Source organism: Ramlibacter tataouinensis, from assembly GCF_027941915.1.
GTDB classification, from domain to species: Bacteria; Pseudomonadota; Gammaproteobacteria; order Burkholderiales; family Burkholderiaceae_C; genus Ramlibacter; species Ramlibacter tataouinensis_C.
Genome location: NZ_CP116009.1, coordinates 862156 through 887980, shown reverse-complemented (window position 1 = coordinate 887980; position 25825 = coordinate 862156). Strand labels below are relative to the sequence as shown.

Annotated in this window: 26 protein-coding genes; 13 read left to right on the top strand and 13 right to left on the bottom strand. The window is 70.5% G+C overall.

Translation table 11 applies throughout. The features are described 5' to 3' along the window. Window positions 1-10: 10 nt before the first annotated feature. From PE066_RS04080 to PE066_RS04070, 3 genes are read right to left on the bottom strand one after another with little or no spacing between them, the layout of a single operon-like run. Window positions 11-316: a DUF1330 domain-containing protein gene (locus tag PE066_RS04080; RefSeq protein ID WP_271235291.1), complete on the bottom strand. Its 306-nt coding sequence runs from the start codon at window positions 314-316 to the stop codon at window positions 11-13. Between the two features lie 19 nt (window positions 317-335). After that, the gene (kdsA, locus tag PE066_RS04075) at window positions 336-1193 is read right to left on the bottom strand and encodes a 3-deoxy-8-phosphooctulonate synthase (protein ID WP_271235290.1); all 858 of its coding nucleotides are present in this window, start codon (window positions 1191-1193) and stop codon (window positions 336-338) included. Between the two features lie 36 nt (window positions 1194-1229). Next, the gene (locus PE066_RS04070) at window positions 1230-2912 is read right to left on the bottom strand and encodes a CTP synthase (RefSeq protein WP_271235289.1); all 1683 of its coding nucleotides are present in this window, start codon (window positions 2910-2912) and stop codon (window positions 1230-1232) included. Window positions 2913-2990: 78 nt separating this feature from the next. Between PE066_RS04070 and coaBC the strand changes: the two genes are divergently transcribed. The 3 genes from coaBC to PE066_RS04055 all read left to right on the top strand — a co-directional run bounded on the left by coaBC (window position 2991) and on the right by PE066_RS04055 (window position 5442). Further along, a complete protein-coding gene (coaBC, locus tag PE066_RS04065; protein WP_271235288.1) occupies window positions 2991-4217 on the top strand; it encodes a bifunctional phosphopantothenoylcysteine decarboxylase/phosphopantothenate--cysteine ligase CoaBC in 1227 nt (408 codons plus the stop codon). Beyond that, window positions 4214-4660, top strand: a complete 447-nt coding sequence (gene dut / locus PE066_RS04060; protein WP_271235287.1) for a dUTP diphosphatase — start codon at window positions 4214-4216, stop codon at window positions 4658-4660. The genes coaBC and dut overlap by 4 nt, the downstream gene beginning before the upstream one ends. A gap of 224 nt (window positions 4661-4884) precedes the next feature. Next, window positions 4885-5442: a glycine zipper 2TM domain-containing protein gene (locus PE066_RS04055; RefSeq protein ID WP_271235286.1), complete on the top strand. Its 558-nt coding sequence runs from the start codon at window positions 4885-4887 to the stop codon at window positions 5440-5442. Window positions 5443-5500: 58 nt separating this feature from the next. On the opposite strand, the gene PE066_RS04050 is transcribed toward PE066_RS04055, so the two are convergent. Next, complete coding sequence (locus tag PE066_RS04050) at window positions 5501-5995, bottom strand: FKBP-type peptidyl-prolyl cis-trans isomerase (RefSeq protein WP_271235285.1); 495 nt, start codon at window positions 5993-5995, stop codon at window positions 5501-5503. A 33-nt stretch (window positions 5996-6028) separates the two neighbouring features. On the opposite strand from PE066_RS04050, the gene PE066_RS04045 reads away from it, so the two are divergent. The 3 genes from PE066_RS04045 to PE066_RS04035 all read left to right on the top strand — a co-directional run bounded on the left by PE066_RS04045 (window position 6029) and on the right by PE066_RS04035 (window position 8058). Next, window positions 6029-7156 (top strand): JmjC domain-containing protein, encoded by a 1128-nt coding sequence (locus tag PE066_RS04045; protein ID WP_271235284.1) that lies wholly within the window; start codon window positions 6029-6031, stop codon window positions 7154-7156. Then, complete coding sequence (locus tag PE066_RS04040; RefSeq protein ID WP_271235283.1) at window positions 7153-7647, top strand: hypothetical protein; 495 nt, start codon at window positions 7153-7155, stop codon at window positions 7645-7647. Before PE066_RS04045 ends, PE066_RS04040 begins: the two co-directional genes overlap by 4 nt. A gap of 159 nt (window positions 7648-7806) precedes the next feature. After that, window positions 7807-8058 (top strand): hypothetical protein, encoded by a 252-nt coding sequence (locus tag PE066_RS04035; RefSeq protein WP_271235282.1) that lies wholly within the window; start codon window positions 7807-7809, stop codon window positions 8056-8058. Window positions 8059-8117: 59 nt separating this feature from the next. On the opposite strand, the gene PE066_RS04030 is transcribed toward PE066_RS04035, so the two are convergent. From PE066_RS04030 to PE066_RS04000, 7 genes are all read right to left on the bottom strand, one after another. Next, window positions 8118-8891 (bottom strand): MBL fold metallo-hydrolase, encoded by a 774-nt coding sequence (locus tag PE066_RS04030; RefSeq protein WP_271235281.1) that lies wholly within the window; start codon window positions 8889-8891, stop codon window positions 8118-8120. A 68-nt stretch (window positions 8892-8959) separates the two neighbouring features. Then, a complete protein-coding gene (gene bamC / locus PE066_RS04025) occupies window positions 8960-10045 on the bottom strand; it encodes an outer membrane protein assembly factor BamC (RefSeq protein WP_271235280.1) in 1086 nt (361 codons plus the stop codon). 25 nt (window positions 10046-10070) lie between these two features. Then, a complete protein-coding gene (dapA, locus tag PE066_RS04020; RefSeq protein WP_271235279.1) occupies window positions 10071-10958 on the bottom strand; it encodes a 4-hydroxy-tetrahydrodipicolinate synthase in 888 nt (295 codons plus the stop codon). Between the two features lie 8 nt (window positions 10959-10966). Beyond that, window positions 10967-11536: a class I SAM-dependent methyltransferase gene (locus PE066_RS04015; protein ID WP_271235278.1), complete on the bottom strand. Its 570-nt coding sequence runs from the start codon at window positions 11534-11536 to the stop codon at window positions 10967-10969. Continuing rightward, a complete protein-coding gene (locus PE066_RS04010) occupies window positions 11533-12390 on the bottom strand; it encodes an SDR family oxidoreductase (protein ID WP_271235277.1) in 858 nt (285 codons plus the stop codon). The genes PE066_RS04015 and PE066_RS04010 overlap by 4 nt, the downstream gene beginning before the upstream one ends. Window positions 12391-12491: 101 nt before the next feature. Continuing rightward, window positions 12492-12623, bottom strand: a complete 132-nt coding sequence (locus tag PE066_RS04005; protein WP_271236650.1) for a hypothetical protein — start codon at window positions 12621-12623, stop codon at window positions 12492-12494. A gap of 2 nt (window positions 12624-12625) precedes the next feature. Beyond that, on the bottom strand, window positions 12626-13843 hold the full coding sequence (locus PE066_RS04000) for an MFS transporter (protein WP_271235276.1): 1218 nt from the start codon (window positions 13841-13843) through the stop codon (window positions 12626-12628). Between the two features lie 155 nt (window positions 13844-13998). On the opposite strand from PE066_RS04000, the gene PE066_RS03995 reads away from it, so the two are divergent. From PE066_RS03995 to PE066_RS03975, 5 genes are read left to right on the top strand one after another with little or no spacing between them, the layout of a single operon-like run. Then, entirely contained in the window at window positions 13999-15972 is a 1974-nt protein-coding gene (locus tag PE066_RS03995; RefSeq protein WP_271235275.1) for a DNA topoisomerase IV subunit B, read from the top strand. 20 nt (window positions 15973-15992) lie between these two features. Further along, complete coding sequence (locus tag PE066_RS03990) at window positions 15993-16547, top strand: GNAT family N-acetyltransferase (RefSeq protein ID WP_271235274.1); 555 nt, start codon at window positions 15993-15995, stop codon at window positions 16545-16547. Continuing rightward, window positions 16544-17371 carry a lytic transglycosylase domain-containing protein gene (locus tag PE066_RS03985; protein WP_271235273.1) on the top strand — a complete coding sequence of 276 codons (828 nt, stop codon included), beginning with the start codon at window positions 16544-16546 and terminating at the stop codon, window positions 17369-17371. The genes PE066_RS03990 and PE066_RS03985 overlap by 4 nt, the downstream gene beginning before the upstream one ends. 55 nt (window positions 17372-17426) lie before the next feature. Further along, window positions 17427-19787 (top strand): DNA topoisomerase IV subunit A, encoded by a 2361-nt coding sequence (parC, locus tag PE066_RS03980; RefSeq protein ID WP_271235272.1) that lies wholly within the window; start codon window positions 17427-17429, stop codon window positions 19785-19787. A 20-nt stretch (window positions 19788-19807) separates the two neighbouring features. Continuing rightward, window positions 19808-20239: a PaaI family thioesterase gene (locus tag PE066_RS03975; RefSeq protein ID WP_271235271.1), complete on the top strand. Its 432-nt coding sequence runs from the start codon at window positions 19808-19810 to the stop codon at window positions 20237-20239. Between the two features lie 131 nt (window positions 20240-20370). Here PE066_RS03975 and PE066_RS03970 read toward each other — a convergent pair whose 3' ends face one another. Continuing rightward, window positions 20371-20826, bottom strand: coding sequence for a RidA family protein (locus PE066_RS03970; RefSeq protein WP_271235270.1), 456 nt, complete (start codon window positions 20824-20826; stop codon window positions 20371-20373). Window positions 20827-20999: 173 nt separating this feature from the next. Here PE066_RS03970 and PE066_RS03965 point away from each other — a divergent pair, with 173 nt between their 5' ends. Further along, window positions 21000-21422, top strand: a complete 423-nt coding sequence (locus PE066_RS03965; RefSeq protein ID WP_336298459.1) for an AAC(3)-I family aminoglycoside N-acetyltransferase — start codon at window positions 21000-21002, stop codon at window positions 21420-21422. Window positions 21423-21537: 115 nt separating this feature from the next. Here the strand turns inward: PE066_RS03965 and PE066_RS03960 are convergent, their stop codons facing one another. After that, window positions 21538-25176 carry an indolepyruvate ferredoxin oxidoreductase family protein gene (locus tag PE066_RS03960; protein WP_271235268.1) on the bottom strand — a complete coding sequence of 1213 codons (3639 nt, stop codon included), beginning with the start codon at window positions 25174-25176 and terminating at the stop codon, window positions 21538-21540. A gap of 118 nt (window positions 25177-25294) precedes the next feature. On the opposite strand from PE066_RS03960, the gene PE066_RS03955 reads away from it, so the two are divergent. Next, entirely contained in the window at window positions 25295-25795 is a 501-nt protein-coding gene (locus PE066_RS03955) for an Lrp/AsnC family transcriptional regulator (RefSeq protein ID WP_271235267.1), read from the top strand. Window positions 25796-25825: the final 30 nt, after the last annotated feature.

Sequence of the window (25825 nt, the reverse complement as noted above, 5' to 3'; positions counted from 1 at the left end):
AATTTGGTGATCAGACCGGCGCGGCGACGCCTTCGACCAGCACCATGTTGAAGAACGCGGTGGCGCCGGCGCGCATGGCGCGGGCCTGGGTGTACTGCTCGCCGTCGTAGAAGGCCTTGGCCTGCTCGTAGCTGGGAAAGCGCAGCATGGCGATGCGGCCCGGCTTCCAGTTGCCTTCCATGGTTTCGTGGCGGCCGCCGCGCACCAGGTACTCGCCGCCGAAAGCCTTCACCGCTTCCGGCGCGCGCGCCATGTATTCCTTGTAGCGCTCCGGGTCGGAGATGTTCATGTCGACGATGACGTAGGACGCGGGCATGGGTCTTCTTCCTGGGCGCTCAGGCGCCGAAATCGTTCTCGAGGAACCCGTTCTTCTTGGTGACCTGGTCGAGCGCGAGCAGCGTCTCCAGCAGGGCCTTCATGTGCTTCAAAGGCACGGCATTGGGGCCGTCGGACAGGGCCTTGGCCGGGTCCGGGTGAGTTTCCATGAACAGGCCGGCCACGCCGACCGCGACGGCGGCGCGCGCCAGCACCGGCACCATCTCGCGCTGGCCGCCCGAGCTGGTGCCCTGGCCGCCGGGCAGCTGCACCGAGTGGGTGGCGTCGAACACCACCGGCGCGCCGGTCTCGCGCAGGATTGCGAGCGACCGCATGTCCGACACCAGGTTGTTGTAGCCGAAGCTGGCGCCGCGCTCGCAGGCCATGAAGCTGTCCTCCGGCAGGCCCTTCTCGCGCGCGGCGGCGCGGGCCTTGTCGATGACGTTCTTCATCTCGTGCGGCGCCAGGAACTGGCCCTTCTTGATGTTGACCGGCTTGCCCGACTGCGCCACGGCGCGGATGAAGTCGGTCTGGCGGCACAGGAAGGCCGGCGTCTGCAGCACGTCGACCACCTTCGCCACCTCGGGGATCTCGGCCTCGGTGTGCACGTCGGTGAGGATGGGCAACTGCAGCTCTTGCTTCACCTTGGCCAGGATTTCCAGCCCGCGCGACATGCCGGGACCGCGGAAGCTGGCGCCGGAGGAGCGGTTGGCCTTGTCGTAGCTGCTCTTGAAGATGAACGGGATGCCCAGCGAGGCGGTGATCTCCTTCAGCTGCCCGGCCGTGTCCATCTGCAGCTGCTCGCTTTCGACCACGCAGGGGCCGGCGATCAAGAAAAAGGGCCTGTCCAGGCCCGCTTGGAAGCCGCACAACCTCATTTCAGCTCCTGCGCGTCAACTTGCATGCGCATTTCATCAGGCAACCACCTTGAGCTTGTTGCCGCCGGCTTCGCGCTGCTGCGCCTGGTGGTCCAGCGCGGCCTTGACGAAGGCGTTGAACAGCGGGTGGCCGTCCCAGGGGGTGGACTTGAACTCGGGGTGGAACTGCACGCCCATGAACCAGGGGTGCACCTCCTGCGGCAGCTCGACGATCTCGGTCAGGTGCTCGCGCTGGGTGAGGGCGGAGATCACCAGGCCGGCTTCGCGCAGGCGGTCGAGGTAGTGCACGTTGGCCTCGTAGCGGTGGCGGTGGCGCTCGTTGACCACGTCGCCGTAGATCCGGTGCGCCAGCGTGCCCTGGGCCACGTCGGAGCTCTGCGCACCCAGGCGCATGGTGCCGCCCAGGTCGGACTGCTCGTTGCGCGTCTTGACGGTGCCGTCGGCATCCTGCCATTCGGTGATCAGCGCGATCACCGGATGCGGGGTGGCGGGTTCGAACTCGGTGCTGTTGGCGTCCTTCAGCCCCGCCACGTGGCGCGCGTACTCGATGGTGGCGACCTGCATGCCCAGGCAGATGCCCAGGTAGGGCACCTGGTTCTCGCGGGCGAAGCGGGCGGCGGCGATCTTGCCCTCGACGCCGCGCTTGCCGAAGCCGCCGGGCACCAGCACCGCGTCGTACTGGGCGAGCTGCTTGACGCTGGCGGGCGTGAGCGCCTCGGAGTCGAGGTACTCGATCTTCACCCGCACGTGGTTCTTCAGGCCGGCGTGCTTGAGCGCCTCGTTCAGCGACTTGTAGCTGTCCGACAGGTCCACGTACTTGCCGACCATGGCGATGGTGACCTCGCCTCGCGGGTGCTCGACCTCGTGCACCAGGTCGTCCCAGCGCTTGAGGCTGGCCGGCGGCGTGTTCAGGCGCAGCTTGTCGCAGATCAGCCCGTCCAGGCCCTGCTCGTGCAGCATGCGCGGCACCTTGTAGATGGTGTCCACGTCCCACATGGAGATCACGCCCCATTCGGGAACATTCGTGAACAGCGAGATCTTGGCGCGCTCTTCCTCGGGGATCCGGCGGTCGGCGCGGCACAGCAGCGCATCGGCCGAAATGCCGATCTCGCGCAGCTTCTGCACGGTGTGCTGGGTCGGCTTGGTCTTGAGCTCGCCGGCAGCGGCGATGAACGGCACGTAGGTCAGGTGCACGAACGCCGTCTGGTTGGCGCCCAGCCGCAGGCTCATCTGGCGGGCGGCCTCCAGGAACGGCAGCGATTCGATGTCGCCCACCGTGCCGCCGATCTCCACGATCGCGACGTCGGCCGCATCGGGCTCGCCGACGTGCGCGCCGCGCTGGATGAACTCCTGGATCTCGTTGGTGACGTGCGGGATCACCTGCACGGTCTTGCCCAGGTAGTCGCCGCGGCGTTCCTTCTCCAGCACCGACTGGTAGATCCGGCCGGTGGTGAAGTTGTTGACCTTGCCCATGCGGGTGGTCACGAAGCGTTCGTAGTGGCCCAGGTCCAGGTCGGTCTCGGCGCCGTCGTCGGTGACGAACACCTCGCCGTGCTGGAACGGCGACATCGTGCCCGGATCCACGTTGATGTACGGGTCGAGCTTGATCAGGGTGACTTTGAGGCCCCGCGATTCGAGGATCGCAGCGAGGGAGGCTGAGGCGATTCCCTTGCCCAGGGAGGACACCACACCGCCGGTGACGAAGACGAATTTGGTCATGTCGATCGGAAGGGCGCGCTTCCGAATGGTGGTGGTAAAGCAGGATTATAGGGAAGGGCCGCCGCTTACACTCGCGCCATGAACGACCTGCAGGGCAAGCGACTCGTGCTCGGACTGACCGGCGGCATCGCCTGCTACAAGGCGGCCGAACTGTGCCGGGCGCTGGTCAAGGAAGGCGCCGCCGTGCAGGTGGTGATGACCGAAGCCGCCGCGCAATTCATCACCCCGGTGACGATGCAGGCCCTGTCCGGCCAGCCGGTCTACACCTCGCAGTGGGACGGGCGCGAGGCCAACAACATGGCCCACATCAACCTGTCGCGCGAGGCCGATGCGATCGTGGTCGCGCCGTGCAGCGCCGATTTCATCGCCAAGCTGGCGCTGGGACGGGCCGACGAGCTGCTCAGCCTGATGTGCCTGGCACGCCCGATCGGCCGCGTGCCGCTGCTGCTGGCGCCGGCCATGAACCGCGAGATGTGGGCCCACCCGGCCACCCGGCGCAACCTGGCCCAGGTGGCGCAGGACGGCGCCACGGTGCTGGGGGTGGGCAGCGGCGACCAGGCCTGCGGCGAGACCGGCGACGGCCGCATGCTGGAGGCGGCCGAGCTGCTGGAGGACATCACCGCCTTCCTGCAGCCCAAGCCCTTGCGCGGCCAGCGGGTGGTGGTCACGGCCGGCCCCACCTTCGAAGCCATGGACCCGATCCGCGGCATCACCAACCACTCGTCCGGCAAGATGGGCTTCGCCATCGCGCGGGCGGCGCGCGAGGCCGGCGCTCAGGTCACGCTGGTGGCCGGCCCGGTGCACCTGTCCACGCCGCGCGGCGTGCAGCGGGTGGACGTGACCTCGGCGCGCCAGATGCTGCAGGCCACGCTGGCCGCCGTGCCCGAGGCCGACGTCTTCGTGGCCACCGCCGCGGTGGCCGACTGGCGCCCGGCCAGCGAAGCCGGCGAGAAGATCAAGAAGGACGGCTCCGGCCAGGCGCCGGTGCTGGCGTTCACCGAGAACCCCGACATCCTGCAGACCGTGGCGCAGGGCGAGCGGGCGCGCAGCGGCGCGCTGTTCTGCGTCGGCTTCGCCGCCGAGAGCCACGACCTGCTGGCCCATGCGCGCGCCAAGCGCGCCCGCAAGGGCATTCCGCTGCTGGCCGGCAACATCGGCCCGCTCACCTTCGGTCAGGACGACAACCAGTTGCTGCTGGTGGACGAGCACGGCGAGCAGGAACTGCCGCGCGCGCCCAAGCTGCAGCTGGCCCGAATGCTGATCGCCGAAATCGCACGCCGGCTGCCCGGCAACCTTCCCGCATGAAAGTCGACGTCAAGATCCTGGATCCGCGCATGGCGGACCAGTTGCCCACCTATGCCACGCCCGGCAGTGCCGGCCTGGACCTGCGCGCCTGCATCGAGCAGCCGCTCGAGCTGGCACCCAACGACTGGAAGCTGGTGCCCACCGGCATCGCGATCTGGCTGAAGGATCCGGGCCATGCCGCCCTGATCCTGCCGCGCTCGGGGCTCGGCCACAAGCACGGCATCGTGCTGGGCAACCTGGTCGGCCTGATCGACAGCGACTACCAGGGCCAGCTGATGGTCAGCTGCTGGAACCGCAGCGGCACGCCGTTCACGCTGCAGCCGATGGAGCGGCTGGCGCAGCTGGTGGTGGTGCCCGTGGTGCAGGCGCAGTTCAACGTGGTCGACGAGTTTCCCGCCACCCAGCGCGGCGAAAACGGCTACGGCTCGACCGGCAAGGGTTGAGCCTGGGCGCCCGGCGGCGCCACGCACGCCCGGGTTCCGGCGGTCGCCGGGACCCGACTCGGGTGGGTTCCGCCGGCATGACGGACGAGCTCCTACAGCCTCTCCCGCGGCTTCCTACAGCCAGGCGCGGCAACGGCGGCGGCCGGCGGGGCGCCGGACTGCTTGTAATGAAAAGCACGGGGCGCGCCTCGGCTGCGCCAAGTCTGCATCACCAGGAGAGTTCCATGCGCAACCGCTTCTTCACCCTGGCCGGCGCGACCGTCGTCGCGGCCGGACTGGCCGCCTGCGGCACCAACCCGACGCAGCCGGTCGCCACCTATCCCAGCACGCCGGTCTATCCGGGCGTGAGCACGGCGCCCAGCACCACCTACCCGGGCGCGACCACGGCGCAGACGGTGCCGCAAGGCACCGAGTGGGGTCGCGTGACCGACATCCAGACGGTGCAGATGGGTGCCACCAGCGCCACCAACCCCAGCGCGCGCAACGCGGTGGTGGGCGGCATCATCGGTGCCGTGGTCGGCAACGTGGCCGGCAAGCACATCAATTCCGGCGACAACCGCAGCGCCGCCACGGTGCTGGGCGGCGCGGCCGGCGCGGTCATCGGCAACCAGATGGGCCAGCGGCAGGAGAACACCGCGGCCGCCGGCGCGGCCGGGCCGGCCTACCGCGTCACGGTGCAGACCGACCAGGGCCAATGGCGAACCTACGAAGTCGGCGCGCTGGGCGACCTGCGGGTGGGCGACCGCGTGCGCGTGGAAAACGGGGTGATCTACCGGTCGTAAAGCCCGTCGGGATCGGGCGGGGCGGCGGGTCGAGCCCGCCCCGACACGGGCGTGACGGTCAGGCGCCCTGCACGCGGAAGAAGCCCGTTCCCGCCGATCCGCGGCCGATCTCCTCCTCGGTCGCCTCGCGCACGCCCTCCACCTTCAGGTGCAGGCGCAGCGCGATGCCGGCCAGCGGGTGGTTGCCGTCGAGCACCACGTGCTCGGGGTAGATCTCGGTGACGGTAAAGAGCCGGTCGCGCGGCGCCTGCGGGTTGGTGCCGGGCGGCAGGCCCTCGAAGGTCATGCCTTCCTCCAGTTCGGCGGGGAACAGGGCGCGCGCCTCCAGGAACACCAGCTGGTCGTCGTAGTCGCCGAAGGCGTCTTCCGGCTCCAGGTGCAGGTCGAGCCGGTCGCCCGGGTCGTGGCCTTGCAGCGCCTCCTCGATGCGCGCCAGCAGGTCGTCGCCGCCCACCAGGAACTCCACCGGCTCGGACAGCACGTCCAGTTCGTCGCCCAAGGTGTCCTTGAGCGTCCAGGTCAGCGCGACGACGCATTGCGGGGTGACTTGCATGGGCGAGAATTCTCGCAGCTCTCGCCTGACCTGATGGACGTCCACCTTTCCACGCCGCTGCTCGGCAGCCTCTCCCCCCGCCAGTTCATGAAGCGCCACTGGCAGCGCAAGCCGCTGCTGGTGCGCGGCGCGGTGCCGGACTTCCGCCCGCTGCTGGCGCGCAACGAACTGTTTGCCCTCGCCGCGCGCGAAGACGTGGAGTCGCGGGTGGTGGAACAGCGCGGCGGCGGTGGCTGGAGCCTGCGCCGCGGCCCTTTCACGCGCCGCGCCCTGCCGCCGCTGTCGCGCCCCGGCTGGACGCTACTGGTGCAGGGCGTCGACTTGCACCTCGATGCCGCGCACGAGCTGCTGCAACGGTTCCGCTTCGTGCCGCAGGCGCGGCTGGATGACCTGATGATCAGCTACGCCAGCGACGGTGGCGGCGTCGGCCCGCACTTCGACAGCTACGACGTGTTCCTGCTGCAGGCCCAGGGCCGGCGGCGCTGGCGCATTGGCCGGCAGAAGGACTTCTCGCTGCAGCCCGGCGTGCCGCTGAAGATCCTGGCCGCGTTCGAGCCGGAGGAAGAGTACCTGCTGGAGCCCGGCGACATGCTGTACCTGCCGCCGCGCTACGCGCACGACGGCATCGCCGAGGGCGAGTGCCAGACGTACTCGATCGGCTTTCGCTCGCCGCAGCGCGCCGAGCTGGCGCGCGAGCTGCTGCTGCGTCTGGCCGACGAGGAGGCGGGGCGCACCGGCGAGACGGTCTACCGCGATCCCGGCCAGAGTGCCGTGCGCGCGGCCGGCGAGGTCCCGGCCGAACTGCAGCGCTTCGCCCAGGAAGCGCTGCGCGCTGCGCTGAAGGACCCGCAGGCGCTGCCGCGCGCGCTGGGCGAGTACCTGAGCGAGCCCAAGCCCGACGTCTGGTTCGACGCCGGTGCGGCGCCGCGCGCCTGGCGCTCGCTGCGGCTGGATCGCCGCACCCGCATGCTGTACGACGGCCGCCACCTGTTCATCAACGGCGAGAGCTGGCACGCCTCGGGGCCCGACGCGCGGCTGATGCGCAGACTGGCCGACGAGCGCCAGCTGGGGCCGGCCGAGCTGGCGCGCGCCAGCGACGAAGCCCTGCAACTGCTGGCGGCCTGGTGCGAGGCCGGCTGGGCGCACGAAGGGGTGGCGTGACAGAAGCGCCCGCGCTGCCGCAGGGACGCTTCGAGGGCCGCATCGCCTTCGCCCAGCTCGTGCGCGACGCGCTGGCCGCGGCCGCGCGCGAGGGCTGGCGCGAGATCGTGCTGGCCGACCCGTCTTTCGCCGACTGGCCGCTGGGCGAGCGGGTGGTGGCCCAATCACTGCAGGCCTGGTCGGCCGCCGGTCGCCGCTGCGTGCTGCTGGCGCGCCGCTGGGACGAAGTGCCGCGCCGGCATGCCCGCTTCGTCAGCTGGCGGCAGACCTGGGCCCACGTCATCGAGGCGCGTGCCTGCCCGACGGCCGACGAGCAGGAGCTGCCCAGCGCGATCTGGAGCCCGGCCTGGGCGATGCAGCGCCTGGACCTGCCGCGCTGCATCGGGGTCAGCGGCAGCGAGCCGGAGCGCCGGCTGGCCTTGCGCGAAACGCTCGGCGAATGGCTGCAGAAGAGCACCCCCGCGTTTCCCGCCAGCACGCTCGGGTTGTGAGGCCTTTTCGCGTCAGGGGTTAGATTCGGATTCCGGGGCTTCGACCTATAATTTTTGATTGAGCAGGCGGAGCTCGAGTGCCAACTGTTCATGCAGCGCGCCAACTGGGGTCGCGCGGCAATTTCCGGAAATTCGAACCATTCCCAAAGGATCATCCAAATGAAGAAATCGCTCGTCCTGGCGTCGCTGGTGGCGGCCGTGGCCCTGGCCGCTTGCGGCAAGACCGAAGCGCCGGCTCCCGCTCCCGCGCCGGCTGCTGCGCCCGCCCCGGCTCCGGCCCCCGCCGCCGAGGCCAGCGCTCCTGCTGCCGCTCCGGCTGCAGCCGCTTCCGACGCCGCTGCCGCTCCGGCTGCCGGCGCTTCCAGCGCTGCGCCCGCTGCTGCTCCGGCTGCGTCCGGCGCCAGCAAGTAAGCGCTTCGCGCTCGCTGAAAAGCCGCCTTCGGGCGGCTTTTTGCATGGGGCGAGGAGCCTCAGGCGGCCAGCCAGCCGCTGCCGCTGGGCCCGTCGGCGATGTGCACCTCGACCGCCGTGCCCAGGGCCGCTTCCAGCGCGGCACGCGCCAGTTCGGGGCGGTTGTTCTGCTCGCTCAGATGCGCCGCCACCACCTGCCGCAGCCCCCGCCCGAGCAGCGCCTGCGCGATCGCGGCGGCCTCCTCGTTGGCCAGGTGGCCCCAGTCGCCGGCCACGCGCTTCTTCAGGAACCAGGGGTAGGAGCCGCCTTGCAACAGCTGCGGGTCGTGGTTGCACTCCAGCAGCACGGTGGCGCAGCCGGCCAGTTGCTCCAGCACGTGCGCGGTGGCGTGGCCCAGGTCGGTCAGCACGCCCAGCTGCGTGGCACCGTCGGTGCAGGCCAGTTGCAGCGGCTCGCGCGCGTCGTGCGGCACGGTGAAGGGGCGCACCTGCAGGGCGCCGACTTCAAAGCTCGCCGAGTCCCCGGCGATGCGCAGCAGGCCGTCGAAATCGGGCTGCCCCAGCCCCAGCCAGGTGCCCTCGGACATCCACACCGGGATCCGTTCGCGCAGCGCCAGCGAGCGTGCGCAGCCGATGTGGTCGGCGTGCTCGTGGGTGATGAAGATGGCGTCGATCTGCTCGGCCAGCATGCCGGCCTGGCCGAGCCGCTTGTCGAGCTGGCGGATGCCCAGCCCGCAATCGACCAGCAGGTGGCTGGTGGTGCTGCCGCTGCGCGCCTGGACGACGGTGGCGTTGCCCGAGCTGCCGCTGCCCAGGCTCTTGAAACGCAACATCCTGATCGGGGAAGAAGGCGCGTGCGACGCAAGGACGAGGCCGGCAGCGCCGGCCTGGAATCCTGTACTTACTTCAGGTCGTCGGCAATGACCTGGACGATCCGCTGCGCGTTGGCCGATGCCTCGGGCGCGCCCTGGGCGTCGAGCACCGACACGGTGGTGGACTCGCCCTGGCTGCGCACGGCGATGCGGTACTTCAGCGGCGCCTCGGTCTTGTCGCCGCGGCCGAAGTTCAGCAGCTTGCCCAGGAAGCCCGGCTCCTTCTTGTCCGGGTTGGGCGGGACGTAGCGCACGAAATAGGTGCCCTGGCTGCGGTCGCGGTCTTCCACCGTGAAGCCGGTGCGGTCCAGCGCCAGGCCGACGCGGCGCCAGGCGCGATCGAAGCCTTCGTCGATCTGCACCACCGGCTTGCTGTCGACGGAGGCCACCCGTGCGATGGGCTTGACGGCGCCGGCGGCCACCAAGGCCTTGGACTGCTCCTGCGGCACGCCCAGCTTCACCATCAGCCGGCGCAGGAACTCGGTTTCCAGCTCCGGGTCGGCCGGGCGCGGCTGCCACACCGTCTGGTCCTTCTGGGTGTTGCTGTAGACCTCGACCATGCCGCGGTGGCTGATGAAGATCTCGGTGCCGCCGCCGGGGGTGCGCTCGAAGCGGGTACGGAAGCGGTCGCGCTCGGCGGTGGAATAGACCGAGTCGAGCAACTTGCCCAGGGTGCTGCGGATGAAGTCCTGCGGGATCTTGGCGCGGTTCTCGGCCCAATCGGTTTCCATGATGCCCAGGTTGGCCTGGTCCATCGCCAGCAGGAAGCCGTTTTCCTGCCAGAAGTCGCGCACCGGGCCCCAGAGCTGGTCGGCCGGGCGGTTGACCACCAGCCAGCGCTTGTCGCCGGCGCGCTCGATGCGCACGTCGCCGACCGTGTTGGCCGCCGTCGGCACGCCCGGCGCTGCCTGGCCCACCTGGTAGGAACTGGCCGTGACCGGCCCCCCCGGCACCTGGTAGCGCGAGTCGCGCGCGAGCTGGGTGAGGTCGGGCGGCACTTCCAGCGTCGCGCCCTTGCTGGCCGACTTGTAGTCGATCCGGTCGTTCTCCAGGATCGAGCACGCCGCCAGTGCGGCGCAGGCGGCCAGCACGCCCAGCTTTGCAAATCGCTTCACGTCTTGGGGTCCTTTTGGTGGGAAATCAGGCCAGCAGGCCGGTCGAGCGCAGGGCGGCTTCAACCGGTGCGTGCCAGGCGGGTGCCAGGGGGGTCATGGGCAGGCGCAGCGCCGGGCCGCACAGGCCCAGGCGCGCCATCGCCCACTTCAGCGGGATCGGGTTGGCTTCCACGAACAGGTTGCGGTGCAGCGGCAGCAGCCGGTTCTGGATGGCCATGGCCTCGCGCGCCTGGCCGGCCAGCGCCGCCACGCACAGCTCGTGCATCAGGCGCGGCGCCACGTTGGCCGTGACGCTGATGTTGCCCTGCCCGCCGCACAGCATCAGCGCCACCGCGGTGGGGTCGTCCCCGGAATAGACCGCGAAGCCGGCCGGCTTGTCGCGCAGCAGCCATTGGGCGCGCTCGATGTTGCCGGTGGCTTCCTTGATGCCGACGATGCCGGGCACCTGGGCCAGGCGCAGCACCGTCTCGTGCTGCATGTCCGCCACCGTGCGGCCGGGCACGTTGTACAGCACCATCGGCAGGTCGCCCACCGCCTCGGCGATGGCCTTGAAGTGCTGGTACTGGCCTTCCTGGGTGGGCTTGTTGTAGTAGGGCACCACCTGCAGTTGGCAGTCGGCGCCGACCTTCTTGGCGTAGCGCGCCAGCGAAATCGCCTCGCGGGTGGAGTTGGCGCCGCAGCCGGCCATGATGGGCACGCGGCCGCGGGCCTGGTCGACCGCCACCCGGATGATCTCCTGGTGTTCCTCCACGTCGACGGTGGGGGACTCGCCGGTCGTGCCCACCACGCAGATGCAATCGGTGCCTTCGGCGATGTGCCAGTCGATCAGCTTGCGCAGGGTGGGGTAGTCCACGCTGCCGTCGTCCTGCATCGGGGTCGCCAGGGCGACGATGCTGCCGGTGATGGGGGTCATGGTCGGGTTCACTCGGGAATGGCGGATTCTATCTGGAGGCGGTGGCGAGCCCTTCCGTCCGCAGGGCCCGTCCGCACGGCCGCGATGCGCTGCACCAAGCGCGGCGGGGCGTCGAGGAAGCCGTCCTCGTAGGCCACGATCCGCAGCTCGCGGCACAGCTGCAGCAGCTCGCCGTGGCGCAGCAGGAATTCCGGCCGCGAGGGCTTGCCGATGGCGGCCTGGCCCTCGGCAAAGGTCTCGTAGAGCAGCACGCCGTCGGGTGCCAGGGCGCCCAGCAGGGTCGGCCACAGCGGCCGCCACAAATAGTTGGTGACGACCACGCCATCGAAGGCCTGCCCGGCGAAGGGCCAGGGACCGTTCTCGATGTCGGCCTGCACCGCGCGGCCGAAGGCGGCGGCGGCACCGAGGGCGTCGGGGTCGCGGTCGACGCCGGTCACGGCATGGCCGAGCCGCGCCAGCCAGCGCATGTGGCGGCCGGCGCCGCAGGCGACGTCGAGCACGGTGCCGCCCGCGGGCAGCAGGTGGCTCCAGCGGCGGATCCAGCCGGAAGGCTCTTGCGTGCCGTGCTGCATCCTCATCCGCCCTGGCCGGGCAGGGGCCCGGCCTTTCCGGCCGCGGCTGCGCCGGGTCGCACGTCGTCCTTCAAGGCAGCCAGGGCGATGTTTTCCACGACACCAGGAGCGACCAGTTTCAGGAAGCGGCCGAGCTTGCCGCGCGTGGTCATCACCACCTCGCGCCGGCGCGCCTGCATGCCTTGCAGGATCAGCCGGGCGCACTGGTCCACCGGCATCGCGCCTTCTTCCTTCAGGCCGCTGCGCCCGGCCGGCCGGCCCCGGGCGTCGTAGCCGCGCAAGCGGATGGCGGTGTCCACCACGCCGGGGTAGGCGAGGGTCACGGCCACCCCGGCCGGCTTGAGCTCGGCGCGCAATGCCTCGAAGAAGCCGGTCATGGCGAACTTGGTCGCGCTGTAGGCGGTGCGGCCCGGCACGCCGACCAGCCCGGCCAGCGACGAGACCGCGACGATCTGGCCGCGGCTGGCCTTCAGGTGCGGCAGCGCGGCATGCGTGCACCACACGCTGCCCCACAGGTTGACGGCCATCAGGTCCTGGTACCAGCCCAGGTCGGCGGCGGCGACGTCCTCGAGCAGCGCATGGGCCGACATGCCGGCGTTGTTGACCAGGCAGTTTAGGCCGCCGAACCGGGCGACCGCCGCCGCGACGAGGGCCCGGCATTGCGCTTCCTGCGTGACGTCGGTGGTGACCGCCAGCGCATCGGCGCCCGCGGCCTCGCATTGGGCCGCCACCTCCTGCAGCTTGTCGCGGTTGCGGGCGGCCAGCACCAGCGCCGCATTGCCTTGCTTCGCCGCGGCGATCTGCCGCGCCAGCTCCGCCCCGATGCCATCGGAGGCGCCGGTGATCACGTAGGTCTTCATGCGAGATTCCCCATTGCCATTGCGGCACTCCCTCGTCATTCCCGCGCTCCCCTCGTCGTTCCCGCGCAGGCAGGAATGACGCCCTTCGCAGCGCCCGGGCGTCAACCGAAGCAGGCCCAGATCTGCTCGGCGAGCATCACCGCGATGTGCGGCTGCGTGTAGAGGGCAAACACCGCCGCCAGTGCCGCCAGGGCGCCGCTCCAGGCCAGCAGTCGGCGGGTGCGCGCGGCCATGGTCATGCCGGCTGCGGCAGCGGGCCGCGGCGGATGGGCGCCTCGCGCACGGGCAGGTTCACCAGCGCGGCGAACACGCCCAGCGCGACGGCCAGCCACCAGACGATGTCGTAGCTGCCGGTGCGGTCGTACAGCAGGCCGCCCAGCCAGACGCCCATGAAGGAGCCGATCTGGTGGCTGAAGAACACGAAGCCGCTCAGCATGGACAGGTGGGCCACGCCGAAGATCTGGGCCACCGTCGCATTGGTGGGCGGCACGGTGGACAGCCACAGCAGGCCGATCACCGCCGAGAACAGGTAGACCGACATCGGCGTCAGCGGCGCCCAGAGAAAGGCCACGATCGCGATCGAGCGGCCGAAGTAGATCGCCGCCAGGATCTTGCGCCGGGCCAGCTTCTGCCCCAGCACGCCGACGGCGTAGGTGCCGAACACGTTGAACAGGCCGATCAGCGCCAGCGCATAGCTGGCCACCTGGGGCGACAGGCCCTTGTCCTTCAGGTAGCTGGGCATGTGCACGCCGATGAACACCACCTGGAAGCCGCACACGAAGTAGCCGGCCATCAGCAGCTGGAAGCTGGGGTACCGGAAGGCCTCCCTCAGGGCCTGCGCGATGGTCTGCTCGCGCTGGACCGGCGCCCCGCCCGTGAAGCCCGGCTCGCGCAGGCCCCAGGCGAACGGCCCGATCAGCAGCACCAGCGCCGCCAGCACCAGCAGCGACTGCTGCCAGCCCAGCCCGCCGATCAGGAAGCCCTCCACCGGCACCATCAGGAACTGGCCGAACGAGCCGGCGGCGGCGGCGACGCCCATGGCCCAGGAGCGCCTGGCCGGGTCGATCTGCCGGCCGATGATCCCGTACACCACGGCGTAGGTGGTGCCGGCCTGGGCCGCGCCGATCAGCACGCCGGCCGTGAGCGCGAACAGCAAGGGGGTGGGCGACAGGGCCATGCCGACCAGGCCCAGCGCATACAGGACCGCACCGCCGATCAGCACCCGGAACGCGCCGAAGCGGTCGGCCAGCATGCCGGCGAACACGCCGAACAGGCCCCAGGCCAGGTTCTGCACCGCCAGGGCGAAGGCGAAGGTCTCGCGGGTCCAGCCCTGGGCCTGGGTGATCGGCTGCAGCCACAGGCCGAAGCCGTGGCGGATGCCCATGGACAGGGTGACGACGGCGGCGCCGCAGAAGAGCACCTGGCGCATGGACAGACGGGCGGGAAAATGCATCGCGCGACTGTAGCGAAACCGCCTGGCAGGCGCCCGTCGCCGGCCTGACAACCCGATGAAATCGGCGCGCGTCATTGATGCAGTTGCTTCATCAATCGGGGCGACCTGTGGATCCATACAGCCGCCGCGGTTGCGCCGACTACAATCCGCCACCCATGGCCACGCGTTCCTCCCCCGCCACCGACTACTCCGAAGGTTCCATCCGCGTCCTCAAGGGACTGGAGCCGGTCAAGCAGCGGCCGGGCATGTACACCCGCACCGACAACCCGCTGCACGTCATCCAGGAAGTGCTGGACAACGCCGCGGACGAGGCGCTGGCCGGCTACGGCAAGCGCATCAAGGTCACGCTGCACGCCGACGGCTCGATCGGCATCGAGGACGACGGGCGCGGCATTCCCTTCGGACTGCACCCGGAAGAGAAGGCGCCGGTGATCGAGCTGGTGTTCACCCGGCTGCACGCCGGCGGCAAGTTCGACAAGGGCAAGGGCGGCGCCTACAGCTTCTCCGGCGGCCTGCACGGCGTCGGCGTGTCGGTGACCAATGCGCTGGCCAGGCGCATGGAAGTGACCAGCCACCGCGAAGGGCAGGTCGCCACCCTCGTGTTTTCGGGCGGCGACGTGGTCGAGGAGCTGAAGCTGCGCAAGCTGGCCGAGGGCGAGCGCCGCCAGGGCACCACGGTGCGCGTCTGGCCCGACGGCAAGTACTTCGAGTCCAGCCAGCTGCCCATGGCCGAGCTGCAGCACCTGCTGCGCAGCAAGGCGGTGCTGATGCCGGGCGTGGCGGTCTACCTGGTCAACGAGAAGACGCGCGAGAGCCAGAGCTGGCAATACAAGGGCGGCCTGCGCGACTACCTGCTGCAGACCCTGCCGGCCGACCCGGTGATCCCGCTGTTCGAGGGCGAGGGCTTCGCCGACAACAGCGAGACCTTCGCCGAAGGCGAGGGCGCGGCCTGGTGCGTGGCCTTCACCGAAGACGGCCACCCGATGCGCGAGAGCTACGTCAACCTGATCCCCACCAGCGCCGGCGGCACCCACGAGAGCGGCCTGCGCGACGGCCTGTTCAATGCCGTCAAGGGCTTCATCGAGCTGCACTCGCTGCTGCCCAAGGGCGTCAAGCTGCTGCCCGAGGACGTGTTCGCCCGCGCCAGCTACGTGCTGTCGGCCAAGGTGCTGGACCCCCAGTTCCAGGGCCAGATCAAGGAGCGGCTCAATTCGCGCGACGCCGTGCGGCTGGTGTCCGCCTTCGTGCGGCCGGCGCTGGAGCTGTGGCTCAACCAGCACGTCGACTACGGCAAGAGGCTGGCCGAGCTGGCGATCAAGGCGGCCCAGACGCGGCAGAAGGCCGGCCAGAAGGTCGAGAAGCGCAAGGGCTCGGGGGTGGCGGTGCTGCCCGGCAAGCTCACCGATTGCGAAAGCCGCGACCTGTCGCACAACGAGGTGTTCCTGGTCGAGGGCGACTCGGCCGGCGGCAGCGCCAAGATGGGCCGCGACAAGGAATCGCAGGCCATCCTGCCGCTGCGCGGCAAGGTGCTCAACACCTGGGAAGTCGAGCGCGACCGCCTGTTCGCCAACACCGAGATCCACGACATTGCGGTCGCCATCGGCGTCGATCCGCACGGCCCGAACGACCAGCCCGACCTGTCGGGCCTGCGCTACGGCAAGGTCTGCATCCTGTCCGACGCCGACGTCGACGGCTCGCACATCCAGGTGCTGCTGCTCACGCTGTTCTTCCGCCACTTCCCCAAGCTGATCGAGGCCGGCCACGTGTACGTGGCGCGGCCGCCGCTGTTCCGGGTCGACGTGCCGGCGCGCGGCAAGAAGCCGGCCGGCAAGGAATACGCGCTCGACGAGGGCGAGCTGACCCGCATCCTGGACAAGCTGCGCAAGGAAGGCGTGCGGGAAGGCGCCTGGACCATCAGCCGCTTCAAGGGTCTGGGCGAGATGAGCGCGGAACAGCTGTGGGAAACCACGCTCAACCCCGACACCCGGCGCCTGCTGCCGGTGCAGCTGGGCAAGCGGGACTTCGCCGGCACCGAAGGCCTGATCACCAAGCTGATGGGCAAGGGCGAGGCGGCGGCCCGGCGCGAGCTGATGGAACTGCACGGCGACGCGGTCGAAGTGGACGTCTGACCTGCGCCGAGGACACCTGCATGCTGCCCGCAACCGACGCCGCCACGAACCGTTCGCCGGCCCGTGTCCGGCTGCGGCCCACCATGCAGAGCGACCTGGAATTCGTGCTCTCGATCGAGCGCGATCCGGCCAACCTGCCGTTCATCACGCCCTGGGAGCGCACCCAGCACGAGGCGGCGATCCGCTTTCCGGACTTCCGCCACTTCATCGTGGAAGGCGGCGCGGACCTGGCCTCGGTCGGCTTCCTGATCCTGATCGGTTGCAAGAGCCCCAACCAGTCGCTCGAATTGAAGCGCATGGTGGTGCAGTCCAAGGGCACGGGCTTCGGGCGCGCGGCGCTGCGGGTGGCCAAGAAGGTGGCGTTCGACGACCTGGGCGCGCACCGCTTCTGGCTGGACGTGAAGCACCACAACGCCCGCGCCAGGGCGCTGTACGACAGCGAGGGCTTTGTTGTCGAAGGCACGCTGCGCGAGTGCGTGCGCGGCGCGGACGGCTTCGATTCACTGGTGGTCATGGCCATGCTGCAGGCCGAGTTCGCGGGCCGGCGGGCGCAGGGGCTGGAGTTGCCGGCGTGAAGCGCCTCCTGGCCATCGCGGCAGCGGCCCTGGCGCTGGCCAGCGGCGCCGCCCACGCCGACGTCTGGGGTTTCGTCGACGAGCGCGGCGTGGCCCATTTCGCCGCCGAGCGTCTGGACGAGCGCTACGAGCTGTTCTTCCGCGGCGGCGAGAGCTTCGACACGGCCGACGGCGTGGGCGGCCGCGGCGCCACGCCGCGGCCGGTGGCCGTCCCCACCCGCAGCGCGGCGCGCCTGGTCGCCTTCTTCGAGGTCTCGCCCGGCTACAAGCGGGTGCAGCACCACCTGCGCGAGGCCTCCCGGGCGCACGGCATCGACTATGAGCTGCTCCAGGCAGTGATCGCCACCGAGTCCGGCTTCGACGCCGCGGCCGTGTCGCCCAAGGGTGCGGTGGGCCTGATGCAGGTGATGCCCGCCACCGCCCAGCGCTACGGTGTCGGCACCGACCGCAAGCAGTCGATCGAGACGCAGCTGACCGACCCGCGCACCAACATCCGCGCCGGCACCCGCTACCTGCGCTACCTGCTGGACCTGTTTCCCGGCCAGCTCGAGCTGGCGCTGGCCGCCTACAACGCGGGCGAGGGCGCCGTGCAGCGTGCCGGCAACCAGGTGCCCAACTACCGCGAGACCCGCAACTACGTGCAGACCGTGCTGCAGCTGTACGCCATGCTCAAGCCGCCGGCCATGGCGGCGGGGCCGCGCAGCGTGCCGCGCCGGGTGCGGGTCGAGCTGTCCGGCCCGCCGGGCGGCGCCGCCGGCCGCGGCAACATGCCGGCGCCACTGGACACCCGGCCACCGGAACTGGCCGCCACCGACCCCTATTGAAGCGAACCCGGCGTGCCTGCCGCCCCGGCAGCCCGGCGCGCCCCGAACGAGACCGATGAGCGAGCAAGATTCCCTGATCTCCCTGGACGACGGCGGCAACGACGACCAGATCGACCTGGCCAGCTACGCCCAGCGCGCCTACCTGGAATACGCCCTGAGCGTGGTCAAGGGCCGCGCCCTGCCGAATGTCAGCGACGGCCAGAAGCCGGTGCAGCGCCGCATCCTGTACTCGATGTGGCGCATGGGCCTGGGCTTCGGCGGCGGCGCCGGCGCCAAGCCGGTCAAGAGCGCGCGCGTGGTCGGCGACGTGCTGGGCCGCTTCCACCCGCACGGCGACCAGGCCGCCTACGACGCGCTGGTGCGCATGGCGCAGGACTTCAGCCAGCGCTACCCGCTGATCGACGGCCAGGGCAACTTCGGCAGCCGCGACGGCGACGGCGCCGCGGCCATGCGCTACACCGAGGCACGGCTGGCGAAGATCACCAACCTGCTGCTGGAGGAGATCGACGAGGGCACGGTCGATTTCGCGCCCAACTACGACGGCAGCACGCAGGAGCCGCTGCAGCTGCCGGCGCGCCTGCCGTTCGCTCTGCTCAACGGCGCCAGCGGCATCGCCGTCGGCCTGGCCACCGAGATCCCCAGCCACAACCTGCGTGAGGTGGCCGACGCCTGCGTCGCGCTGGTGAAGAACGCCAGGCTCAGCGACGACGAGCTGTTCGCGCTGATCCCCGGCCCCGACTACCCCGGCGGCGGCCAGATCATCAGCAGCGCCACCGACATCGCCGACGCCTACCGCAGCGGCCGCGGCTCGCTCAAGGTGCGCGCGCGCTGGAAGATCGAGGAGCTGGCGCGCGGCCAGTGGCAACTGGTGGTGCACGAGCTGCCGCCGGGCGTCAGCTCCCAGCGCGTGCTGGAGGAGATCGAGGAGCTCACCAACCCCAAGGTCAAGGCCGGCAAGAAGGCGCTGCTGCAGGACCAGCTGCAGCTCAAGCAGACCGTGCTGGCGGTGCTGGATGCGGTGCGCGACGAGTCCAGCAAGGACGCCGCGGTGCGGCTGGTGTTCGAGCCCAAGACCAGCCGCATCGAGCAAAGCGAGTTGATCACCACGCTGCTGGCGCACACCAGCCTGGAGACCTCGGCGCCGATCAACCTGACGTCGGTCGGGCTGGACGGCAGGCCGGTGCAGAAGTCGCTGCGGCAGATGCTCACCGAGTGGGTCGAGTTCCGCCAGCGCACCATCGAGCGGCGCTCGCGGCACCGGCTGGACAAGGTGCTGGACCGCATCCACATCCTCGAGGGGCGGCAGCTGGTGCTGCTGAACATCGACGAGGTGATCGCCATCATTCGCGGCAGCGACGAGCCCAAGCAGGCCCTGATCGACCGCTTCCGCCTCTCGGACCGCCAGGCCGAGGACATCCTGGAGATCCGGCTGCGGCAACTGGCCCGGCTGGAGGCGATCCGCATCGAGCAGGAGCTGAAGAACCTGCGCGAGGAGCAGAAGAAGCTCGAAGAGATCCTCGGCAGCCCGGCCGCGCTGCGGCGCCTGATGGTCAAGGAGATCGAGCAGGACGCCAAGCAGTTCGCCGACGAGCGCCGCACCCTGATCCAGGCCGAGAAGCGCGCGGTCGCGGAAGTGCGGGTGGTCGATGAGCCGGTGACCGTGGTGGTGTCGCAGAAGGGCTGGGTGCGCGCGCGCCAAGGCCATGGCCATGAAGCGGGCAGCTTCGCGTTCAAGGCCGGCGACGGCCTGTACGGCACCTTCGAGTGCCGCACCGTCGACACGCTGCTGGCCTTCGGCAGCAATGGGCGCATCTATTCGATTCCGGTGTCCACGCTGCCGGGCGCGCGCGGCGACGGCCAGCCGGTCACCACCTTCATCGACCTGGAATCGGGCACCCAGGTGGTGCACTACTTCGCCGGTGCGGCCGGCGCCTGGCTGCTGCTGTCGCAGAGCGGCGGCTACGGCTTCCTCGCCACCGTGGAGAACATGACCTCGCGCCAGCGCGGCGGCAAGTCGTTCATCACCTGCGGCGCGGGCGAGACGGTGTGCAAGCCCTCGCTGGCGAACGTGCCATCCGGGGCGGGGGCGGCGGTCGCGGGCCTGCTGGCGCCGGCCACCCACGTCGCCTGCGCATCCACCGGAGGGCGCATCCTCACCTTCGAGATCGGCGAGCTGCGCCCGCAGGCCAACGGCGGCCGGGGCCTGCTGCTGATCGACCTGGAGCCCAAGGACGCGCTGGCCGGCGCTGCCGCCTACACCCGCAGCGTGCGGCTGGCCGGGGTCGGCCGCGGCGGCAAGGAGCGGGAGGAGACGCTGGAGATCCGCTCGCTGAACAACGCCCGCGGCGCGCGCGGCCGCAAGGGCAAGGCGGCGGACCTGGGCTTCAAGCCGGCGCTGATCGAGCGCGTGGAATAGGAAAGAAGAGGAGACGCAGCATGGTGAGGGCCAGCACGCAGGAGATCGCCGCGTTCGTCGCGGCGGAGTTTCCGCAGACCCCCGTTCAGATCCTGGAAGTCGGTCCGATGTCGGCCCGCGTGGTGCACGAGGTCGGCACGGCCGAACTGCGCCCCGGCGGCACGGTGTCGGGCCCGGTGATGATGGCCACCGCCGACGTGGCGCTGTACGTGGCCATCCTGGCGCAGATCGGCATCGTGCCGCTGGCGGTGACCACCAGCCTGAGCTTCAACTTCATGCGCAAGCCGGCCGGCGACCGCCGCATCGTCGGCGAATGCAAGCTGCTCAAGCTCGGCCGCACGCTGGCGGTGGGCGAGGTGACGCTGTATTCCGAAGGCCTGCCGGAGCCGGTGGCCCACGCGGTGGGGACGTACGCGATCCCGCCGGACGCGCAGGCCCCGCGCCGGGGCTGAGCCTCGGCGCTGGCCTTCACCGAAAGGCGCACTGTTGCCCAGGATTCGTCATCCCCCGCGAAGGCGGGTGATGACGCAAGGGTAGCGGGGGATGACGAGGTTGGTCTTTCGCCGGCCGGGCTGGGGAGGGATCAGCCCACTTCCGCGATCAGCTCGATCTCCACGCAGGCCCCCAGCGGGTTCTGGGCCACGCCGAAGGCGCTGCGGGCGTGCGAGCCCTTGTCGCCGAACACCTGGCCGAACAGCTCGCTGGCGCCGTTGATCACCAGGTGCTGTTCCGTGTATTCGGCCGTGGAGTTCACCAGGCCCATCAGCTTGACGATGCGCGTGACCTTGTTCAGGTCGCCCACGGCCGCCTGCAGCGTGCCCATCAGGTCGATGGCGACGGCGCGCGCGGCGGCCTTGCCTTCCTCGGTGGCCATGGTCTTGCCGAGCTGGCCGACCCAGGGCTTGCCGTCCCGGCGGGCGATGTGGCCGGAGGCGAACACCAGCCGGCCGGTCTGCACGAACGGCACGTAGGCAGCCGCCGGCGTGCCCACCGGGGGCAGCTCGATCCCGAGTTCCTTCAGCTTGTCGTAAACGCTCATCTGCAGCTCCTGTTCATCATGGGTCATGGATCCGGCGGCGAAGGCGGCCGGGCGGCGCGCGCCATTGTGGCAGTGCCGCTAAAGTCCCCGGCCTGCCACCGACACCACCAGGAGCTTGCGTGCCCGCCAAGCCGATTTCCATCCACGCCCTCGGGGCCGCCGACGTCCAGGCGATGCGCGCCCTGCTCGACCTGTTCGGCCGCGAGTTCGGCGACGTGGCCACCTACAGCGGCGCCCAGCCCGACGATGCCTGGCTGCAGCGGCTGCTGGCGCGCGACACCTTTATTGCGCTGGGCGCGTTCCAGGGCGACACGGCGGTGGGCGCCCTGGCCGCCTATGTGCTGCCCAAGTTCGAGCAGCCGCGCAGCGAGGTCTACATCTACGACCTGGCGGTGGCCGGGCCGCACCGGCGGCAGGGCATCGCCACCGCGCTGATCCGCCGCCTGCAGCGCGAAGCGGCCGAGCGCGGCGCCTGGGTGATCTTCGTCCAGGCCGACCCCGGCGACGATCCGGCCATCGCGCTGTACACGAAGCTGGGCACCCGCGAGGACGTCCTTCACTTCGACATCGAGGTACCCGGGGTCGATCCCGCCTGAAGCAGCGCCGAGCGGCTGCTTTCCCGCTGACCTCCGTCGTCCAGCGTGGCGGGCAAGGCCGCGATGTCGCGCCGCGGCACGGGCAACTTCGAGTTGTCGGCCGGATCGCTGTCCGTCAAGTCGCGACCACGCGGATCCCACGTAGCTGGCCTGCGCCGGGGGAACCCGCCGGCTTGGGATATGTCGATGGATCGAGGCGGTGCAGCAGCTGCGCCTCGCGCAGCCGCGCCGCGTCCACGTTGGCCCGCTTGACCGGGCCGTAGCCGCGCATCGACAGCGGCACGCGCGCGATCTCGGCAGCGAGCGCAAGATGCTCCGCGTCGAGCGCCGGCAGCAGCGACTCGATGCGGTGCGCGTACTCGCGCACCAGCGCCCGCTCGAGCGCGCGCTCTTCCGTGTAGCCGAACACGTCGAACACGGTTCCGCGCAAGCGCTTGCCGTGCGCCAGCAGCTTCATGGCGGGCAGCATCCAGCCCCCCAGCCGGATCTTGCGCGGCCGCTCGCCGGGCCGGGCGCGGCTGAGCAGCGGCGGTGCCATGTAGAACTCCAGCTGCGGGTCGCCTTCGAACTGCTGGTGCAGCGCCTGCAGGAAGGCGCCGTCGGTGTAGAGCCGGGCCACCTCGTATTCGTCCTTGTACGCCATCAGCTTGAGCAGCGACTGCGCGACGGCGCGGGTGAACGGCAGCGAGGCATCGGCGTCCAGCGCCGCCTCGCGGGTGCGCACGCGGGCGACGAAGTCGGCGTAGCGGCGCGCGTAGGCGCGGCCCTGGTAGCCGGTCAGGTGCTGCACGCCGCGGGCCACGATCGTGTCCAGTGCATCCGGCGCTGCTACCGCCTCGGCCTGCGACGCGCGCAGCAGCGCCGCCACGGCTTGTGGGTCGGCGGCAGCCAAACGCCCGAGCGACAACGCCAGCTTGTTGTTGTCCACCCCGACGCCGTTCAGTTCGATGGCGCGGGTCAGGGCGGCCAGCCCGACGGGGACCAGCCCGCGCTGCCAGGCGTAGCCCAGCGCCAGGATGTTGGAGACGATGGCGTCGCCAATGAAGGCCTCGGCCAGCGCCTGCGCGTCCAGCGTCTCGACGCGGTCGGCGCCGGCGGCGAAGCGCAGCTTGTCCAGCAGCGCCGGCACCTTCAGGCTGGCGTCCGGGTTGTGCAGGCTCTCGGCCACCGGCACCTCGTGCGTGTTGGCCAGGATGCGGGTGCGGCCGTGGCGCACCGTGGCCAGCGCGTCCGGCGAGGCGCCGACCACCAGGTCGCAGGCCAGCAGCGCGTCGGCCTGCTGGGTGTCGATGCGCACCTGGTTCAGGCGCTCAGGCACGTCGGCCAGGCGCACGAAGCTCAGCACCGAGCCGCCCTTTTGCGCGAAGCCCATGAAGTCCAGCACGCTGGCGCTCTTGCCTTCCAGGTGCGCGGCCATGGTGATCAGCGCGCCGACCGTGACCACCCCGGTGCCGCCGACGCCGGTGACCAGCAGGTCGTAGGGAGCGCTCCAGGTGTGCGGGTCGGGGTGGGGGAGGGCGGCGACCCGGCGGGCGAAGTCGTCCAGGGCCGCGGACCCGGCATCACCGGGGGACGACGGAGCGGACGTGGATGGCGGCGAGAGCGCCCCCACCCGCTGGCGCAGCTGGCCCCCGATCACGCCGACGAAGCTCGGGCAGAAGCCCTGCACGCAGGAGTAGTCCTTGTTGCAGCTGCTCTGGTCGATCTTGCGCTTGCGGCCCAGCGGCGTCTCCAGCGGCTGCACGGCCACGCAGTTGCTCTGCACGCTGCAGTCACCGCAGCCTTCGCACACCCGCTCGTTGATGAACAGGCGCCGGGCCGGGTCGACCAGCTCGCCCTTCTTGCGGCGGCGGCGCTTCTCGGCGGCGCAGGTCTGCTCGTAGATCAGCACGGTGACGCCGGGCATCTCGCGCAGGCGGCGCTGCACGGCGTCGAGCCGGCTGCGGTCGTGGAATTCGGTGCCGGCGGGGAAGCGGCCCTTGATCGCGTCGTACTTGCCGATGTCGTCCGAAACCACCACCACCTGCCTGACGCCCTCGGCCTCGACCTGGCGCGCGATGCCGTCGACGCTGATGATGCCGTCCACCGGCTGGCCGCCGGTCATGGCCACCGCGTCGTTGTACAGGATCTTGTAGGTGAGCGTGGCGCGCGCCGCCACGGCCTGGCGGATCGCCAGGTAGCCCGAGTGGTAGTAGGTGCCGTCGCCCAGGTTCTGGAACACGTGCGGCACCTTCGTGAACATCGCGTGCGAGACCCAGTCCACGCCTTCGCCGCCCATCTGGATCAGCCCTTCGGTGTCGCGGTCCATCCAGCTCGCCATGAAGTGGCAGCCGATGCCGGCCTGGGCATGCGAGCCTTCCGGCACGCGGGTGCTGGTGTTGTGCGGGCAGCCGGCGCAAAAGTAGGGCAGGCGCTTGACGCTGTCGCTGTCGTTGGACAGCAGCTCGGGCAGGGTGAAGTCGCGCACCAGGTGGCGGCGGTCCAGGTCGGGGTAGTGGGCCGCCAGCCAGTTCGCGACCAGGCCGATCAGGCGCGAGGGCCGCAGCTCGCCCAGCGCCGACACCAGCGGCGCGCCGTCCGCATCGGTCTTGCCGACGATCAGCGGCCGCCGCGGCGCGTTGTAGAACATCGAGCGCAACTGGTCCTCGACGACCGGGGCCTTCTCCTCGATCACCAGCACTTCGCGCAGCCCGCGCACGAACTCGTGCATGCGGGTCGGCTCGATGGGGTACGTCAGCCCGAGCTTGTAGATGCGCACGCCGTGCTGCGCCAGCGTTTCCGGCGCGATGTCCAGCCGGCGCAGCACCTCCATGAAGTCGAAATGGGCCTTGCCCGCGGTGACGATGCCCACCGTGGCGTGTTCGCTTCGAACGACGTGCCGGTCGATGCTGTTGATGCGGGCGAAGGCGCGCACCGCCTCCAGCTTGGCGTGCAGGCGCTGCTCGATCGCGAGCGAGGGCAGGTCGGGCCAGCGGTAGTGCAGGCCGCCGGCGGGCGGCGTGTAGCCGGTGAGCTGGCGGATGGTGCCGGCGTCCTGCCAGGCGGCGACCCGGGCGTTGACGAGATCAAGGTCGACGGTGGAGGCGCTCTCCACCACTTCCGACAGCGCCGTGAAGCCGACCCAGTTGCCCGAGAAGCGCGAGAGCTGCCAGCCGTACAGCCCGAACTCCAGGTACTCGGCCACGCTGGCCGGCGAGACGATGGGGGCGTGCCAGGCGATGAACGCCTGGTCGCTCTGGTGCGGCATCGAGGAGGACACGCAGCCGTGGTCGTCGCCCGCCACCATCAGCACGCCGCCGTGCGGCGAGGCGCCGTAGGCGTTGCCGTGCTTGAGCGCGTCGCCCGCGCGGTCCACGCCGGGGCCCTTGCCGTACCACAGCGCGAACACGCCGTCGCAGGTGCGCTCGGGATCGGCCTCGACGCGCTGCGTGCCCAGCACCGCGGTGGCGCCCAGTTCCTCGTTGATGGCCGGCAGGAAGCGCAGCCCGGCCTCGTCGAACTTCTTGCCCGCCTTCCACACCGCCTGGTCGACCATGCCCAGCGGCGAGCCGCGGTAGCCGCTGATGAAGCCGCGCGTGTCCAGCCCGGCGGCGGCATCGCGCTGGCGCTGCATCAGCATCAGCCGCACCAGCGCCTGGGTGCCGGTCAGGAAGATGGCGCCGCCGCGCGCCCACAGGCTGTCGCCGAGCTGGTAATGCGGGCGGGCGAGCGCGGGCGCTTCGTCGCGCGGGGCGGTGCTTGTCTCCAGGGCCATGGCGGCGCTCCTCTTCTGGAGGCAAAGCGTAGTCGCCATCAATGGAAAAGTGATTTCTTTTTCCCGTCAGAATAGGGCTGGTGGAGAATCTGGTTCTCCACGGTGACGGGATTCCGGAATGAATGACCTCGACCGCCACGATGTTCTGCTGCTGGCCGAGCTGCAGCGCGACGCGCGCCAGACGGTGCAGCAGCTGGCCGCGGCCGCCGGTTTGTCCAGCACGCCGTGCTGGAAGCGCGTCAAGGAGATGGAGACCGCCGGGATCATCCGCGGCTACACGGCACTGGTGGACCGCGAGAAGGTCGGCCTGTCCCTGTGCGTGCTGGCCGAAGTCAACCTGACGCGGCACCACGAGGACGACGTGCGCCGCTTCGAGGACGCCGTCGCCGCCGAGCCGCGCATCGTGAGCTGCTACGCCACCACCGGCCAGGCCGACTACGTGATCAAGGTGCTGGTGCCCGACATCAAGCGCTACGAGAGCTTCCTGCACGAGACCCTGTTCAAGCTCGCCGGCGTGACGCACGTGCGCTCGAGCGTGGTGCTCAAGGAGGTGAAGGCCGAGACGCGGCTGCCGCTGGAAGTGCCGGGCGCGCGCACGGCGGGGCGGCGGCTGCGGTGAAGGCCCGGCGGCAGCGTCGCAGAGGACAGC

Excerpts from the sequence above, each read along its gene's own strand:
- kdsA (WP_271235290.1), bottom strand. The coding sequence starts at position 1,193 with ATGAGGTTGTGCGGCTTCCAAGCGGGCCTGGACAGGCCCTTTTTCTTG.
- parC (WP_271235272.1), top strand. The coding sequence starts at position 17,427 with ATGAGCGAGCAAGATTCCCTGATCTCCCTGGACGACGGCGGCAACGAC.
- PE066_RS04045 (WP_271235284.1), top strand. The coding sequence starts at position 6,029 with ATGGACGTCCACCTTTCCACGCCGCTGCTCGGCAGCCTCTCCCCCCGC.
- PE066_RS04005 (WP_271236650.1), bottom strand. The coding sequence starts at position 12,623 with ATGGCCGCGCGCACCCGCCGACTGCTGGCCTGGAGCGGCGCCCTGGCG.
- PE066_RS03995 (WP_271235275.1), top strand. The coding sequence starts at position 13,999 with ATGGCCACGCGTTCCTCCCCCGCCACCGACTACTCCGAAGGTTCCATC.
- PE066_RS04010 (WP_271235277.1), bottom strand. The coding sequence starts at position 12,390 with ATGAAGACCTACGTGATCACCGGCGCCTCCGATGGCATCGGGGCGGAG.
- PE066_RS03975 (WP_271235271.1), top strand. The coding sequence starts at position 19,808 with ATGGTGAGGGCCAGCACGCAGGAGATCGCCGCGTTCGTCGCGGCGGAG.
- PE066_RS04030 (WP_271235281.1), bottom strand. The coding sequence starts at position 8,891 with ATGTTGCGTTTCAAGAGCCTGGGCAGCGGCAGCTCGGGCAACGCCACC.
- PE066_RS04035 (WP_271235282.1), top strand. The coding sequence starts at position 7,807 with ATGAAGAAATCGCTCGTCCTGGCGTCGCTGGTGGCGGCCGTGGCCCTG.
- PE066_RS03990 (WP_271235274.1), top strand. The coding sequence starts at position 15,993 with ATGCTGCCCGCAACCGACGCCGCCACGAACCGTTCGCCGGCCCGTGTC.
- PE066_RS03965 (WP_336298459.1), top strand. The coding sequence starts at position 21,000 with ATGCGCGCCCTGCTCGACCTGTTCGGCCGCGAGTTCGGCGACGTGGCC.
- coaBC (WP_271235288.1), top strand. The coding sequence starts at position 2,991 with ATGAACGACCTGCAGGGCAAGCGACTCGTGCTCGGACTGACCGGCGGC.
- PE066_RS04055 (WP_271235286.1), top strand. The coding sequence starts at position 4,885 with ATGCGCAACCGCTTCTTCACCCTGGCCGGCGCGACCGTCGTCGCGGCC.
- dapA (WP_271235279.1), bottom strand. The coding sequence starts at position 10,958 with ATGACCCCCATCACCGGCAGCATCGTCGCCCTGGCGACCCCGATGCAG.
- PE066_RS03955 (WP_271235267.1), top strand. The coding sequence starts at position 25,295 with ATGAATGACCTCGACCGCCACGATGTTCTGCTGCTGGCCGAGCTGCAG.
- PE066_RS04015 (WP_271235278.1), bottom strand. The coding sequence starts at position 11,536 with ATGAGGATGCAGCACGGCACGCAAGAGCCTTCCGGCTGGATCCGCCGC.
- PE066_RS04080 (WP_271235291.1), bottom strand. The coding sequence starts at position 316 with ATGCCCGCGTCCTACGTCATCGTCGACATGAACATCTCCGACCCGGAG.
- PE066_RS04050 (WP_271235285.1), bottom strand. The coding sequence starts at position 5,995 with ATGCAAGTCACCCCGCAATGCGTCGTCGCGCTGACCTGGACGCTCAAG.
- dut (WP_271235287.1), top strand. The coding sequence starts at position 4,214 with ATGAAAGTCGACGTCAAGATCCTGGATCCGCGCATGGCGGACCAGTTG.
- PE066_RS03960 (WP_271235268.1), bottom strand. The coding sequence starts at position 25,176 with ATGGCCCTGGAGACAAGCACCGCCCCGCGCGACGAAGCGCCCGCGCTC.
- PE066_RS03970 (WP_271235270.1), bottom strand. The coding sequence starts at position 20,826 with ATGAGCGTTTACGACAAGCTGAAGGAACTCGGGATCGAGCTGCCCCCG.
- PE066_RS04070 (WP_271235289.1), bottom strand. The coding sequence starts at position 2,912 with ATGACCAAATTCGTCTTCGTCACCGGCGGTGTGGTGTCCTCCCTGGGC.
- PE066_RS04000 (WP_271235276.1), bottom strand. The coding sequence starts at position 13,843 with ATGCATTTTCCCGCCCGTCTGTCCATGCGCCAGGTGCTCTTCTGCGGC.